Annotated in this window: 8 protein-coding genes and 1 pseudogene; 3 read left to right on the top strand and 6 right to left on the bottom strand. The window is 62.7% G+C overall.

Going from position 1 to position 14,882, the window contains the following annotated elements; genetic code table 11:
* Positions 1 to 29: 29 nt before the first annotated feature.
* Both GYA95_RS03945 and GYA95_RS03940 read right to left on the bottom strand, forming a co-directional pair.
* On the bottom strand, positions 30 to 584 hold the full coding sequence (locus tag GYA95_RS03945; protein ID WP_043935448.1) for a hypothetical protein: 555 nt from the start codon (positions 582 to 584) through the stop codon (positions 30 to 32).
* Positions 577 to 4,772, bottom strand: a pseudogene (locus GYA95_RS03940) (RHS repeat-associated core domain-containing protein). The gene GYA95_RS03945 and the pseudogene GYA95_RS03940 overlap by 8 nt, the downstream one beginning before the upstream one ends.
* A 307-nt stretch (positions 4,773 to 5,079) precedes the next feature.
* On the opposite strand from GYA95_RS03940, the gene GYA95_RS03935 reads away from it, so the two are divergent.
* From GYA95_RS03935 to GYA95_RS03925, 3 genes are read left to right on the top strand one after another with little or no spacing between them, the layout of a single operon-like run.
* Positions 5,080 to 6,318, top strand: a complete 1,239-nt coding sequence (locus GYA95_RS03935) for an exonuclease SbcCD subunit D C-terminal domain-containing protein (protein WP_013971635.1) — start codon at positions 5,080 to 5,082, stop codon at positions 6,316 to 6,318.
* The gene (locus tag GYA95_RS03930; RefSeq protein WP_015269453.1) at positions 6,315 to 9,959 is read left to right on the top strand and encodes an AAA family ATPase; all 3,645 of its coding nucleotides are present in this window, start codon (positions 6,315 to 6,317) and stop codon (positions 9,957 to 9,959) included. Before GYA95_RS03935 ends, GYA95_RS03930 begins: the two co-directional genes overlap by 4 nt.
* Positions 9,956 to 10,549, top strand: coding sequence for a glutathione S-transferase (locus GYA95_RS03925; RefSeq protein WP_047932973.1), 594 nt, complete (start codon positions 9,956 to 9,958; stop codon positions 10,547 to 10,549). The genes GYA95_RS03930 and GYA95_RS03925 overlap by 4 nt, the downstream gene beginning before the upstream one ends.
* 121 nt (positions 10,550 to 10,670) lie before the next feature.
* Here GYA95_RS03925 and GYA95_RS03920 read toward each other — a convergent pair whose 3' ends face one another.
* The 4 genes from GYA95_RS03920 to GYA95_RS03905 all read right to left on the bottom strand — a co-directional run bounded on the left by GYA95_RS03920 (position 10,671) and on the right by GYA95_RS03905 (position 14,870).
* Positions 10,671 to 10,850: a hypothetical protein gene (locus GYA95_RS03920; RefSeq protein WP_012271225.1), complete on the bottom strand. Its 180-nt coding sequence runs from the start codon at positions 10,848 to 10,850 to the stop codon at positions 10,671 to 10,673.
* A gap of 122 nt (positions 10,851 to 10,972) precedes the next feature.
* A complete protein-coding gene (locus GYA95_RS03915) occupies positions 10,973 to 12,103 on the bottom strand; it encodes a lactonase family protein (RefSeq protein ID WP_224765876.1) in 1,131 nt (376 codons plus the stop codon).
* Positions 12,069 to 12,359 (bottom strand): DUF5629 family protein, encoded by a 291-nt coding sequence (locus GYA95_RS03910; protein ID WP_015269450.1) that lies wholly within the window; start codon positions 12,357 to 12,359, stop codon positions 12,069 to 12,071. The genes GYA95_RS03915 and GYA95_RS03910 overlap by 35 nt, the downstream gene beginning before the upstream one ends.
* Before the next feature lie 135 nt (positions 12,360 to 12,494).
* A complete protein-coding gene (locus GYA95_RS03905; protein ID WP_024086538.1) occupies positions 12,495 to 14,870 on the bottom strand; it encodes an efflux RND transporter permease subunit in 2,376 nt (791 codons plus the stop codon).
* Between the last annotated feature and the right edge of the window lie 12 nt (positions 14,871 to 14,882).

Genomic DNA, 14,882 nt, shown 5'->3' with positions numbered 1-14,882 from the left:
CTCTCGGGAAAACTCGACGGCACAGGCATCTAATCCTTAAACTGCACCCCGCGCACCAAGCCATTCTCCAAAACAGACTTGACGCGAGCAGTCACCACAATCGTAGGGCTGTCCTCTTCAGCCCTAACGACATCACTAGAAAGCACCGCCTCATTATCCAAAACTATCTTACTGAACCACCTCGGACCATCTGGCATATAGCTAAGTAACGGCTCACTAACAGATTCTTTCAAGTTAAAGGCTGGTGATTTACCTATAACATTGAATATCTTGTAACCAGTATAGGAAGCCTCACCTATCAGTAGATCCGCATCCACAAACTGAACACCAGAAATACTTTCTCTCCTCATTAGTTCGTAGAGCCGCGGCGAAATCAAATTGGGCCCATCACTGAAAAAAAAATCATAGCTAAGGAGCTTGGAAGTACTGACCCTTTTCGGCCCCTCGAAACAGACTTTTATATCCTTGCTTACAACCACGCACTCTTTGAAAATCCCAGAATCCTCACCAGACAACATCTTTGTCTTCAGCCAATAACTTTCAGGATAGTCATCTGAAATAGAAAGTATAAAATTTTTAGCCACAAGTCGCTCCCCGAACAGAGTTTTTATTCAGCATCGTTTTACCTGCACGCAGACCTTTTCTCTCATCAACCATGACTCCGTGAATAGCCTTCTGGTAGTCCGCTTTGGTCCAGCCATTTTTCTTGCCGTATTCGTGAATAATATCCAGTTTCTTCTCTACAGCCGAATTATATTGCGCGTGAGAGCCACGATGCACCGTTCGCACCGGATGGTTCTCCTCATACTTAGGCAGATAAATAATATTGGACAGCTTATGAATATTCACCTCGCCCGCCTGCATGGCCGCATGATTAGATAGCTGCTGCGGGATAATATGATGCTTCTGGAAACCATCTATCGCAGGCATCGTATTATAGGTAATCCATCCCAAAGGATCCAGCCAGCTAACAGGGTTCGGCGCATATTGATATAAGTTTATTCCGCCTAACAAGCCTATTGGGTCATGCGATATATATTTACCGACCTCCGAATCATAGTAGCGGAACGTGTTGTAGTGCAGTCCCGTTTCGCTATCAAAGTACTGACCTTGGAAACGCAAATTCTGCTCGATCTCATTGATCGGCAGACCCTCTATTGCCCCCCACGAGCGATACGTCGCCTGCCAGACGATCTTACCGTCACTGTCCGTGACCTCCAGCGGCGTACCAATCTGGTCAGTATGGAAATAATAAAGCTTCTGCTCCTCTCCTTCCGCCTGATCAACCCGCGCCAACGGCGCATAGCTACCCGGCTCATACAGGTACAGGATGCTCTGCCCGGGCGTTTCCTCGCGCAGCATCCTCAGCCCTTGCCAGAGGAAGCGCTTCTGCTCGACCTGCCCATTGATCTCAGCCAGCTTGGCCACCCGCCGCCCCAGGCTGTCATAACGGTAGTGCCCGGCACTCTCCAGCTTGCCATTGCCCCATGTCTCCGCCCGCACCAGCCGGTTTTCACCGTCATAACCGAAGCGCTGCAACCGGTTGCCATATTCCGAGCATTTTTCGATCAGGTTGCCCCACGGGTCGTAACGGTACTCCTGGTCCCGCCAGTGTGTGATGCGGTTGTCCCTGGACTTGGCAAATTGCCGGGCATTGAAATCCAGGCGGTTGCCCGCAGGGTCGTAACGAAACTCTTCGCTGCCAACCAGCGAGCCCGTATCGCGGCTGCGCAACTGGCCTTCGCTTCGTACTCGTACTTGATCTCGCCACACAGCTTGTCGAGCGTACGCACCAGTTCACCTGCCGGGTCGTACTGATAACGGCGGTGAATCGGGTTGTAGGCATGCTCCACCAGCAGCGAGGTATTAATGCCAGTGTTGTGCACTTGCGACAGCTTGTCGGCCGGCAGCATCGATGCGTATTGCCACGCCTTGCGCCCCATCGCGTCATAACCGAAACAACTGGTGAGCTTGCCCTGGGTCCGGTAAACCTCGCGGTGCAGGTCATCACGCTCCATGTCGCTGATCACCTGACCGTCCAGGTTCAGTTGGTGCAGATGCCCACTGCCGTAGTACAGGTGATTGACCTTACGACCATCCGGCAGGGTCAGCGTAGTCAGGTTGCCGAGCGGATCGTACTCGTAGCCGAGCGTGCCGTCGGGGGTGATTTCTTTGGTCAGCCGCCCCAGCAGATCGTAGGCGTACTCCAGCTTCTCTTCCGTGATCCCTAGCTGCTTGCCGATCCCGGTCGGCTGCCGCTCGATGCTCAGCAACCGGTCTCCGTCGTCGTACGCGAAGGTCTGGCTCGCATCGCGGTTGATCTTGGCGACCAACCGGCCAATGCTGTCACGCTCGAACAGCGTATGCCGCTCCGGCCGCTCGGCATTTTCGCCATAACCAATCTCATCCAGCCGGGTCAGATGGCCGCCGAGGTTGTAGCTGAAACGCCGGGTCAGGTTATCCACCCGCACTTCTTCAGTCAGGCGGTCCGAGGCGTCATAGGCAAAGCGGTACGTGGCGTTGTTCTCGTTCACCAACCCGGTCAGGCGCCAAGCCTTGTCGTACTCGTAACGAACCACACCTCCTTTCGGGTCCCGGCGGTTACTCGGCAAACCACGGGAAGTGCGTAGCAGGCGGGTGATCTGGCCTTTGCCATCGGTGTGGTCGAGCACCTGACCAAGGTCGTTGTAGGTGAAAGTTTCCGCCGTGCCGTCGGGATGGCTGATGCGCAGCACCTCACCGTCGGGCTTGCGCTCCAGCGTGGTGGTCTGGTTCAGCGCATCGGTTACCGCGACGAGGTGCTGGCGTTCGTCGTAGCGGTACCAGGTGTTCTTGCCCGAACAATCCTGGTAACGCTCGACCTGGGCCAAGGTGTTCCACCACAGGTACTTGGACTTGTAGGTCGCGTCGATGATGGTGTGCGGCAGGCCGTCATCGCTGTTCAGGTATTCGGTCATTTGACCCAGGGCATCGAATTCGGCGAGCAGGTTGCCCTTGGCGTCGTAGCGCGCCCGCCAGGTGCTGCCATCCGGGTAACTGACCTGGGTCACCAGCGTGGTCAGGTGGTGATATTCGTAGGTGGTCTTGCGGCCCAGCGGGTCGGTCTCTTCGAGCAGACGGGAGAATTCGTCGTACTTGAATTGCAGGCAGCTACCGTCCGCCAAGGTCAGGTCGACCATGTTGCCATTGTCGTCTAGCTCGGCGGCGTAGCGTTCGCCGCCGTAGTCGCGGCTGGCGATCACCCGGTGGTCGGGGTTGTACTGCACTTCCAGCTCGCGGCCGAGCACGTCGGTGGCCCAGCTGGTACGGGCATCGAGGTCGTAGCGGAAGTGGTAGTGTTCGCCATCGGTGGTCCAGTGCTCGACCACCCGCGGCTGGCCGCCGAGGGTTTCCCAGCGGTAATGGCAGCCCAGGCCCAGCGCATTGCTGTGGGTCACCATCAGGCCTTCGGCGTAGCTGAAACTGCGCACGGTGTGGCCGTTGCGGTTGATCACCGCGCTCAGCTGGCCGTGTTCATCGTAGCGGTACTGGGTGAGCGTTTCGACGGCCTGGTCGTTCACCACGCGCTTGATGTCGGTCAGGCGGCCCAGCGGGTGGTCGTAGTGCAGGTGCACGCGGGTACCGCCGGTGGCGCTGATGTCGGTCAGCGTACCATCGGGCGTGCGGGTGAAATGCAGGAAGTGACCGAGAACGTTCTCGATGCGTTGCAGCGGCACTTCGGTGTTGGTGTCTGGCACTTCGCCGAAGTAGAAGAACAGGTTGTCCAGCGTTTGCAGGATGTAGTGGCCGCCCTCGGTGCAGACCAGGTACACCTGCTCGTGCGGGTTGTAGATCCGTTCGCCCGGTTGCAGGGTCACGAACGGAACTTTGCGGCCTTGGTTGTCGGTGAGGTAAATGAATGAGCCCCGCCGACGCAGACTTTGCTCCCAGGGCAGCACCCAGCCGCGCCCGAGCACGCTGTCGACGGTAAGGTCGCTGGCGTAGAAACGTGACCACTCGATCGGCATCAGCCCGGGCAGGCTGAAGTCGATCTCGTCGGGGATCAGCTTGCGACCGGTGGTGAGGTCGACCGGGTTGCCAACCAGTCCACCCAAAACCCTGCGTGCCACGGGTTCGACCATGTAGCGGGCGGCCACTTCGCCGGCAATGAAGCCGGCCGTGAATTTCAGGGCACAAGGTAGGGCGGCCTTCATACCGGCCTGGGTACCCATCTTGAGCACATTCGCGAGGCCACTGGCTGCGCCAGCAATCGCCATCAGCACATCCACGGTGGTGCGCAGCCACTCCGGGACTTCGTCATCCACGGGCAGGTAGCGGTAAGTGCCACCGCCGATGAAGACGTTGTTCGAACCCCCGGAAATGGTCGCGCCGCAGGTCAGCTTGTCGCCCTTGCGCGCCGCCGCGACGCCATTGATGAAGACATTGGTCGAGCCTTCGGCGATCTGCACCGGGCCAGGATGTTTGTCGCAGGTGCCGATGCTTTTTTCGACGCGGGCGGCCTTGCGGCTGTTGATGAACACGTTGGGTGAGGCAGTCGTTATCGTCCCTGAGGGGGATGAGAACAGACTTCCCAGTGCCTCGCCGGCAGCGGTCAGCAAGCTGCCCCCGAGACCTGCTGCGAGGCCGGCCAGCAAAGCCACGCCTAACCCGCAGGTGAAGGTGGCGATGGCCACCGTGGCCACCAGTGCGATACCCAGGGCAGCGCCCAGCAGAAAGCCGCCCAATGCGCCGGTGTGTGAAATCTCGTCGCCAAACCTGGCCGCTTCGAACATGAGGGGTTACTCCTGTTCGGCCAAGTTGTGCAACGTGAATGAACGACAAGACTGAAGCAGCGAGCGCTCGGTCAGATCCTTGATCATTGTTGCGTCCTTGAGGCTTGAAACCCAAGGACGCTAGGAAAACGCCGTTAGGCCGTCAATGAACAAGGCGTTCAGTGCGCGGACCTGCTTGTAGGAAAGCACTTACCCGCCAGGAGCGACTGCCTTGCCGCATAGGCTTGGGTTACCATACCGCCCTTGCGGAACACCCATCACCCAAGCCAAGCCCCCGCTTGCTCGACTCGACACCAACAGGTCATCCATGCGTCTGTTTCATACCTCCGACTGGCACCTGGGCCAAAGCCTGCACGGCCAGGAACGCGACTTCGAACACGCCTGCTTCCTCGACTGGTTGCTCGGCCAGCTGCGCCTGCGCCAGCCGGATGCGCTGCTGATCGCCGGCGATATCTTCGACACGGTCAACCCGCCGGTCAAAGCCCAGGAACGTCTCTACGACTTCATCGTCCAGGCCCACGAGCAACAGCCGAAGCTGGACATCGTGATGATCGCCGGCAACCACGACTCCGGCTCGCGCATCGAGCTGCCCGCGGCGCTGATGCGCCGCCTGCGCACCCATGCCCTGGGCCGTGTGCACTGGCTGGACGAGGGCCAGCTGGACGCCGAGCGCCTGCTGATTCCGCTGACCAACGGCCGCGGCAAGGTCGCCGCCTGGTGCCTGGCCCTGCCCTTCCTGCGCCCGGCCGAGGTGACCGGCCCGCAATTGGGCGACGACTACCTGCAAGGTATCACCCAGGTGCACCAGCAGCTGATCGCCGCCGCGCAAAAGAAGCGCAAGAAGGACCAGGCGCTGATCGCCATCAGCCACGCGCACATGGCCGGTGGCGCGGTGTCGGAGGACTCCGAGCGCAGCCTGATCATCGGCAACGCCGAGGCGCTGCCGGCCAAGCTGTTCGACAAGGCCATCAGCTACGTCGCCCTGGGCCACCTGCACAAGCCGCAGAAGGTCAACCGCGAAGAACGCATCCGCTACAGCGGCTCGCCGATCCCGCTGTCGTTCGCCGAAATCAACTACCCGCACCAGGTGCTGGAAGTGGAGCTGGACGGCACTGGCCTGGTCAGCGTCGAACCGCGCCCGGTACCGCGCGCCGTGGCCCTGCAACGGGTCGGCCCGGCACCACTGGGCGAACTGCTGGAGCAGTTGGCCGAGCTGCCAGTGATCGACCTGCTCGAAGACCCCAACCGCCAGCCCTGGCTGGAGGTGCGGGTGATACTGGATGAGCCGCAACCCGACCTGCGCCAGCAGATCGAAACCGCACTGCAAGGCAAGGCCGTGCGCTTGATCCGCATCAGCGCCGAATACGCCGGCCGCAACAATGCCGAAGACGATGACCTGGCCTTTGTCGAACTGGCCCAGATGACCCCGCAGGACCTGTTCAGCCGCGCCTGGGAGCAGGCCTATGGCAACCCCGCCGACGAACAGGCGCTGGCCGACTTCGCCCTGCTGTTGCAGGACGTGCAGCAGGAAGAGGAACAGCCATGAAGATTCTCGCCATCCGCCTGAAGAACCTGGCATCCCTGGCCGGCCCGGTCGATATCGATTTCACCGCCGAACCGCTGGCCAGCGCCGGCCTGTTCGCCATCACCGGGCCTACCGGGGCGGGCAAAAGTACCCTGCTCGACGCCCTGTGCCTGGCGTTGTTCGGCACCGTGCCACGGCTGAACGACATTGGCCGCGAGGCCAAGGTGCCGGATGCAGACGGTGAAATCCCTACCTCCGACCCGCGCAACCTGCTGCGCCGCGGCACCGGCAGCGGCTTTGCCGAAGTCGATTTCGTCGGCATCGATGGCCGCCGCTACCGCGCCCGCTGGGAAGCCAACCGCGCCCGCGACAAGGCCAACGGCAAGCTGCAGCACAGCCGCCAGAGCTTCTACGACCTGGACAGCGAGCAGGTACTGGGCAGCGGTAAGAACGAGTACAAACAACTGGTCGAAGCCCGCCTGGGCCTGAACTTCGAACAGTTCACCCGCGCGGTGATGCTGGCCCAGAGCGAATTTGGCGCCTTCCTCAAGGCCGACGACAAAGAACGCAGCGAGCTGCTGGAAAAGCTCACCAACACCGCCATCTACACCCGCCTGGGCCAGCGGGCCTTCAGCAAGGCACGCGAAGCCGGCGAGGCCCACAATGCCCTGAAGGACCGTGCCAGCCACCTGCTGCCGATGGCCACCGAAGCCCGCGCCGAGCTCGACCAGCGCCTGGAACAGGCGCAGCAGCAATTCAAGGCCGACCAGGCCGGCGAGCGCCAGCTGGAACAGCAACGCAACTGGCTGAACGAGCAGCGCCAGCTGCAGGCCCAGCACGCCGAAGCCGGTACCGCGCTGCAGGCCGCCGAACAGGAATGGCAACAACTGGCTGACCAGCGCCTGGACCTCGTGCGCCTGGAGCGCCTGGCCCCGCAGCGTCACCAGTTCCACCGCCAGCAGACACTGACCGCGCAACTGGCACCGCTGGCAGCGAAGATCGCCGAGCAACAGCAGCAGCAAGCCGAGCTGCAAGTGCGCACCAGCGAGCTCGAACAGGCGCTGGACGCCGCGCGCCAGGCGCTTGCCGTCAGCCAGGCCCAACACAGCGAGAACGCCCCTCGCCTGCGCCAGGCCTTTGCCGCCCAGGACAACCTGGCCCGCCTGGACCAGGAGCTGGCAGCACAGCGCAGTGCCAGCCAGCAGGCCGAGCAGCAGGTCGCCGAAGGCCAGCAGCACCTGCAGCAGCTGGAAGACAACCAGCAGCGCAGCCTGCAGCAACTGGCGCAGATCGACACCGCGCTCGCCGACAGCCAGCACCTGGCGGGCCTGGCCAACGCCTGGCACGCCTACCTGCCGCAACTGAAGCAAGTGATGCTGATCGGTGGCCGGCTGGCCAAGGGCCGTGAAGAGCTGCCCGGCCTACAGGCCCAGGCCAGCCAGGCCAATGCGCACTTGCAGGCCGAGCGCGATGCCTTCGAGCTGCTGTTCCGCGAAGCCAAGGCCGAACCCCAGGCCCTGGCAGAACAGATCGACCTGCTGGGTGGCATGCTGCAGGACAACCGCAAGCAGCAGCGCGCCGTGGAAGAACTGTCACGCCTGCATGGCCGTGAACTGGAACTGCGCCAGCAGCTGGAGGCCGTGCGCCTGCGTCAGCAGCAGGCCATGCAGCAGCGCCAGCAGCTGATTACCGAAGGCACCGCCGCCAAGGCCGAGCTGGAGGCCGCCGAGCAAGCGCTCAACCTCACCCGCCAGTTGCTGGAACGCCAGCGCCTGGCACGTAACACCAGCGTCGAAGAGTTGCGCGGCCAGTTGCGCGACGGCGAACCCTGCCCGGTGTGCGGCAGCGCCGAGCACCCGTTCCACCAGCCTGAAGCGCTGCTGCAAAGCCTGGGTCGCCATGACCAGGCCGAGGAAGACGCCGCGCAGAAGCAGGTCGAAACCCTCAACAGCAAGCTGGTGGAGCTGCGCACCCAGCTGGGCGTGGTCAACGCCCAGCTCAAGGATTATCAGCAGCAACAGCAGCAACTGGGCGAACAGCTACAACCGCTGGTGGCCCAGGTGCAGGCGCACAGCCTGTGGCCCGCCCTGGCACCGCAGGACGACAATGCCCGCAGTGCCTGGCTCGACAGCCAGCTGCGACGCCTGGACGAAGAAATCGGCCAGGACGAGAAACGCCAGAGCGCCCTGCTCGCCCTGCAAAAAGATGCAGCCCGTCTCAACCAGCAATTGCAGGCCGCCCAGCAGGCGCAACAGCAGGCCCAGCGCCACCTGGAGCAACAGCACCAGGCCCTGGTCAGCGACGAGCAGCAGTTGCAGCAAGGCCTTGAGGACCTTGCCGGCGTGTTGCCCGAAGAAGCCCTCAAGGCCTTGAACGACGACCCGGCCAATGCCTTCCTCGCCCTGGACCAGCAGATCGCCCTGCGCCTGCAGCAACTGGAGCAGCGCAAGGACGAACAGGAAGAACAGCAAGCCCGCCAGGCCCAGCTGGACAAGCTGCGCGACCAGCAACAGGCACGCGTGCAGACCCAGCAGCAGTTGCAGCAGAAACTTGCCGCCCTCGACGAGCAGCGCCAACAGGCCCAGGCTTCGCTTGGCGAACTGCTTGGCGGGCATGCAAGCGCCGAGGCCTGGCAACAGCATATGGACGCCGCGCTGGAGCAGGCCCGCGCCCTCGATGCCGACACTGCCCAGCGCCTGCAGGACTTGCGTACCCAAGGCGTGCAACTGGCCAGCGAACTCAAGGCCAACACCCAGCAGCAGCAGGCGCTGGACGCCGAGTGCCAGCAGTTGCAGGGCCAGATCGCCCAGTGGCGCGCAGAACACCCGGAACTGGACGACGCCGGCCTGGATCGCCTGCTGGGCATGGAGGACGCGCAGGTAAATGAGCTGCGCCAGCGCCTGCAAGGCGCCGAAAAGGCCATCGAACAGGGCCGCGTGCTGCTGCAAGAACGTGAACAACGCCTGCAGCAACATGCCGCGCAAATGACTGTGGACACCTCGGCCGACGCCCTGGAACAGGCCCTGACCGAACTGCGCGAACGCCTGGCCGGCCATGAGCAGCAATGCGCCGAACTGCGTGCACAGCAGGCCGATGACCAGCGTCGCCAACAGGCGCACCAGGCGCTGGCGGCGGAAATCGAACAGGCCCACCAGCAGTGGCAACGCTGGGCTCGCCTGAACGCCCTGATCGGCTCGGCCTCGGGCGATGTGTTCCGCAAGATCGCCCAGGGCTACAACCTCGACCTGCTGCTGCACCACGCCAACGCCCAGCTGCGCCAGCTGGCCCGCCGTTACCGCCTCAAGCGCGGCGGCAGCGCCCTCGGCCTGCTGGTGCTGGACACCGAGATGGGTGACGAACTGCGTTCGGTGCACTCGCTGTCTGGCGGGGAAACCTTCCTGGTGTCGCTGGCCCTGGCCCTGGGCCTGGCCTCGATGGCCTCCAGCACGCTGCGCATCGAATCGCTGTTCATCGACGAAGGCTTCGGCAGCCTCGACCCCGAGTCGCTGCAACTGGCCATGGACGCCCTCGACGGCTTGCAGGCCCAGGGCCGCAAGGTGGCGGTGATTTCCCACGTGCAGGAAATGCACGAACGCATCCCGGTGCAGATCCAGGTGCGCCGCCAAGGCAATGGCCTGAGTGACGTGGAGGTGTGCGGGTGATCCTCTACTCGTTCCGCCGCTGCCCCTGGGCCATGCGCGCGCGCCTGGCCCTGCGCTATGCGGGGTGCGAGGTGGAGATTCGCGAGGTAGCGATGAAGAACAAGCCGGCAGAACTGCTGGCCCTGTCACCCAAGGGCACGGTGCCGGTACTGGATACCGGCGCCGGCGTGCTCGAAGAAAGCCTGGACATCATGCGCTGGGCGCTGGCGCAAAACGACCCGCAGGACTGGCGGCTGCAGGCCGACCCTGCGGCGGCGCAGCAGGCTGAAACACTGATTGCGCGCAACGACAGCACGTTCAAGGCGCAGGTGAACCTGTACAAGTATGCCGAGCGCTACCCCGAGCATACCCGCGAGCATTACCGCCAGCAGGCCGAGGCCTGGCTGGCGGAGCTCGAAGGCCTGCTGGCGGGCAGGCCCTACTTGCTGGCCACGCACCCGAGCATTGCCGATGCCGCGTTGCTGCCCCTGATGCGCCAGTTTGCCGGGGTCGAACCGCAGTGGTTCGCCGAGGCGGCTTATCCGCGGGTGCGGAGCTGGCTGGAGGGGTGGTTGGCTTCGGAGCTGTTCAGGTCAGTCATGGCCAAATGAACGCTGTTTCCTGTACTGGCCCTATCGCCGGCAAGCCAGCTCCCACAGGTACGGCGCTGGACCTGAGGCCTGCTCAACCCCTGTGGGAGCTGGCTTGCCGGCGATAGGGCCAGTACAGGATTCAGTGGTTGTGTTTGCCACTCAATGCCGCATGGAAGTTGGCACTCTGGCGCAGGTACTGTTCGGTGTAGCTATGGGTAGCAGACGCCTTGCCGCTGCTGTCGGCATGGGCATGCGCCGGCAATACGACCGAAGCGGAAATGGCGGATGCGGCAATGACCGGGAAGAGATTGAAGTTCATCTGGGCTGACCTCGACGGCGGTGGTTTGACGTTGGCCCGTTTGGGCCTTGGGTCAAACTTACGCCGCCGAAGCCGCAGGCAAAAATTCATTGCGGCAGTATCGATTATCACGCCGATCGATATCACTCGATGAACTTCAGGTCCGACGGTGCCTCCTGCTTCAGCTTCTGCACCGTCTCCAACAACTTGCCGCTGCGCGGATCGCGGCGTATCACCACGATCTGGTTGCTCTTCTGGTTGGCCACCAGCAGGAAGTTGTCACTCGGATCGAGGGCGAACTCGCGGGGATGATCCCCCTCCACCGAACGGCGCTGCAGGAACGTCAGTTGGCCATCCTGCTTGCCCACGCTGAACGCCACGATCTCGTTGGCCGTGCCGCGGTTGCTCACATACAGAAAGCGCCCGTCTGCCGACAGGTGCAAGCCACCTGCCGCTTTCGCCGCAGCTTCCTTGCTCTCGGTCAGGGGCAGGCGCTGGCGTTCGACCAGGTTGCCCTCCTGCACGTCGAACATCACCACTTCGGCACTCATTTCCAGGGTCAGGTAGGCGTGCCGACCCTTGGCGTCGAACAACAGGTGGCGCGGCCCGCTGCCCGGCGGCAGGTCCACCGACGCGGGGATCGCTGGCGTCAACGGGTGGTCTGCGCTGGCACCGTCGTAGCGGTAGATGAACACCTTGTCGGCCCCCAGGTCGCTGGCATACAGGTGGCGGCCGTCCGGTGACAGCACCAGCGAATGCACATGGGCGCCAGCCTGGCGCTCGGGGTTGACCCCGCTCGCCTTGTGCCGGGCCTGTTGCACCACCGGCTTGAGCTTGCCGTCCTTGGCCACCGGGACTACCACCAGGCTGCCGCCGGGATCGGGCTTGACCGCGTAGTTGGCCACGAACAGATAACGCTGGTCCTGGCTGAGGCTGGCGTGGGTCGGTTCGTCACCTTGGCTGGTCACCTGGTTGAGTGCCTTGATCTCGCCTTTTGCACTGACGACGAAACTGCTGACATTGCCGTTCGGGGTTTCGTTGACCGCGAACAGTTGGCGTTGATCGGCCGACAGCACCAGCCATGAAGGGCTGACACTCTCCACCACCTGCTGCGGCGACGGGTCGATATGACCGGTCTTTTCGTCGAACCCGTAGCGGTAGATGCCCTCGCTGGCGCCATCGGTGTAACTGCCCACCAGCAAGGTGGCGGCGTGGGCATGGATGGTCAGGCTCATCAGGCTAGCGGTCAGCAGGCTCGTCCAGATCCGATTCATCTTCGTCATCATCCGGGGCGCGAAAGGCACTCATACAGACTAGTCGATGCGCGCCGTCGGCATCGTCGAGTTGCCACTCGTCACCCACGGCGATGGCAGCTGTGATCTGCTCGGGGGTGAAGGACCAGCGGCGGAGCTGGCGGCCGTCCATGCATTCGATGGTGAGGCCGGATTCATCGGAGGTGAAGTCGAAGGCGTGCAGGCCGTCGATCAGGAGCATGTCGCAGGACTGCAGGGCGGTGGCGAGGGGGGACATGGGGGTACCAATCTGAAATGAGTCGGCATTATAGCCCTGGGGCTGCTTTGCAGCCCATCGCGACACAAGGCCGCTCCTACAGGGATCGCATCAGCCTGCCGATACGCGTTCCCCTGCAGGAGCGGCTCCCTGCGGTCAATGAGCGAAAATGGAGCCCCCCTCCTTGCCCACCATCTTCTCAGGCTTGATCAGGAACCTTGCCAGCGCCGGCAGCAGCCACAGCGCCCCGAACATGTTCCACAGCAGCATGAAGGTCAGCATCAACCCCATGTCCGCCTGGAACTTGATCGCCGAGAAAATCCAGGTGCACACGCCGATGGCCAGGCACAAGCCGGTGAACAGCACTGCCTTGCCGGTCGAGCGCAGGGTCTCGTAATACGCCTCCTGCAACGGCAACCCGGCGCGCAGGAAGCTTTCCAGCCGGCTGTAGATGTAGATGCCATAGTCCACGCCAATGCCCACACCCAGCGCCACCACCGGCAAGGTCGCCACCTTGACCCCGATGCCCATGTAGGCCATCAGCGCGTTGCCCAGCACCGAGGTCAGCACCAGCGGCAGGACGATACACAGGGTGGCGGCGAACGAGCGGAAGGTAATCAGGCACATCACCGCCACGCAGATGTACACCAGGATCAGGATGGTCAGCTCGGCCGACTTGATCACCTCGTTGGTCGCCGCTTCGATCCCGGCGTTGCCCGCCGCCAGCAGGAACTGCAGGCCTTCCTTGTTGTGGCTGTCGGCAAACGCCTTGGCCACGGCGGTGACCCGCTCCAGGGTTTCGGCCTTGTGGTCGTTGAGGAACACCAGCACCGGTGCCAGCGAGCAGTCGCCGTTGTACAGGCCATCGGCGCGGGCGATGGAGTTGTTGAGGATGTCCGGGTTGCGCGACAGGGTTTCCCATTTCAGGCTGCCCTCGTTCATGCCCTTGATCACCTGCTTGGACACGGTCACGAGGGAAATTGCCGACTGCACGCCCGGGGTGTTCTGCATGGTCCACATCAGCTCGTCGATCGGCGCCATGGTCGAGTGGATCGAGCAGCTTTCCGGCGGGGTCTTGACCATGATCACCAGCACATCGGAACTGGTCGAGTAGTTACTGATGATGAAGTTGTTGTCCTGGTTGTAGCGCGAATCGGGGCGCAGCTCCGGTGCGCCCTGGTCGAGGTCGCCGATCTTCAGGTTCTGGCTGTACCACAGGCCACCGGCGAAGGCGACCAGCGCCAGGGCCACCGATACAGGCGCCACCTTGGCACTGGCGAAGTTCGACAACAGGCGCCAGAACGGGTGCTCGCGGGTGGCGTCCTGCTTGCTGCGCTCGACGGCCTTCTTGCTGATGCCGACGTAGGAGATGGCTACCGGCAGCAGGATGAGGTTGGTGAACACGATCACCGCCACACCGATGGAAGCACCGATGGCCAGTTCACGAATCACGCCGATGTCGATGATCAGCAAGGTGATGAAGCCCACGGCGTCGGCGAGAATGGCGATCATCCCAGGCAGGAACAGCTGGCGGAAGGTGCGCCGGGCAGCGGTCAGGGCGTTGTCGGCATCACTCGACTGCAGGGCGATACCGTTGATCTTCTGCACCCCGTGGGAAATGCCGATGGCGAAGATCAGGAACGGCACCAGCATCGAGTACGGGTCCAGGCCAAAGCCCACCGCATGCATCAGGCCCAGCTGCCAGACCACTGCCACCAGGGTGGTGATGAGCACGGCGATGGTGCTGCGGATGCACCAGGTGAACCAGTACAGCAGCACCCAGGTGATTGCCAGGGCGACGCCGAAGAACATCGCCACCATCACCAGGCCGTCGATCAGGTCGCCGACCTTCTTGGCGAAGCCGACGATGTGCACCTTCACGTTGGGGTTCTGCGCCTGGAACTTGTCACGGATCTTTTCTTCAAGCTGGTGCGAGAACTGCTGGTAGTCCAGCTTCACCTGCTTGCCCGGGTCCTGCGGGTCGGGGTAGCTCTCCAGCAGTGGCACATCGACGATGCTGGACTTGAAATTGTTGCCCACCAGGCGCCCCACCTGGCCCGACTTGAGCACGTTGTCGCGCAGGGTGTCGAGGCTGTCCTGCGAGCCGTTGTAGGTGTTGGGAATCACCTCGCCACCCGAGAAGCCTTCCTCGGTGACCTCGCTCCAGCGCACGCTGGGGCTCCACAGCGACTTCAACCCGGCACGGTCGACGCCCGGGATGTAGAACACCTCGTCATGGATCTGCCGCAGGGTCTCCATGTAGTCCTTGTCGAAGATGTCGCCATTCACCGCTTCCACCGAGATGCGCACGGTGTTGCCGAGGTTGGCCAGGTCGTTGCGGTGCTCCATCATCTGCTCGATGAACGGGTGCTGCAGCGGGATCATCTTCTCGAAGCTGGTGGACGGGCGAATCTGCGTGGCCTGCCAGAACAGGAAGATGCTGACCAGCACGCACAGGGCGATGACCACGGGGCGATTGTTGAAGATCAGGCGTTCGAGCAACGTGGCCTTGTCCTGGTGATGCGGATGCATGGTGATGCTCTC

It is taken from the genome of Pseudomonas asiatica (genome assembly GCF_009932335.1).
GTDB classification, from domain to species: domain Bacteria; phylum Pseudomonadota; class Gammaproteobacteria; order Pseudomonadales; family Pseudomonadaceae; genus Aquipseudomonas; species Aquipseudomonas asiatica.
The sequence above is the reverse complement of the archived record's forward strand: the minus strand, read 5'-3'. Positions and strand labels throughout refer to the sequence as shown.

What these genes read in the sequence shown, in the direction of transcription:
- GYA95_RS03935 (WP_013971635.1), top strand. Translation starts at nt 5,080, where the DNA reads ATGCGTCTGTTTCATACCTCCGACTGGCACCTGGGCCAAAGCCTGCAC.
- GYA95_RS03930 (WP_015269453.1), top strand. Translation starts at nt 6,315, where the DNA reads ATGAAGATTCTCGCCATCCGCCTGAAGAACCTGGCATCCCTGGCCGGC.
- GYA95_RS03920 (WP_012271225.1), bottom strand. Translation starts at nt 10,850, where the DNA reads ATGAACTTCAATCTCTTCCCGGTCATTGCCGCATCCGCCATTTCCGCT.
- GYA95_RS03915 (WP_224765876.1), bottom strand. Translation starts at nt 12,103, where the DNA reads ATGAATCGGATCTGGACGAGCCTGCTGACCGCTAGCCTGATGAGCCTG.
- GYA95_RS03910 (WP_015269450.1), bottom strand. Translation starts at nt 12,359, where the DNA reads ATGTCCCCCCTCGCCACCGCCCTGCAGTCCTGCGACATGCTCCTGATC.
- GYA95_RS03905 (WP_024086538.1), bottom strand. Translation starts at nt 14,870, where the DNA reads ATGCATCCGCATCACCAGGACAAGGCCACGTTGCTCGAACGCCTGATC.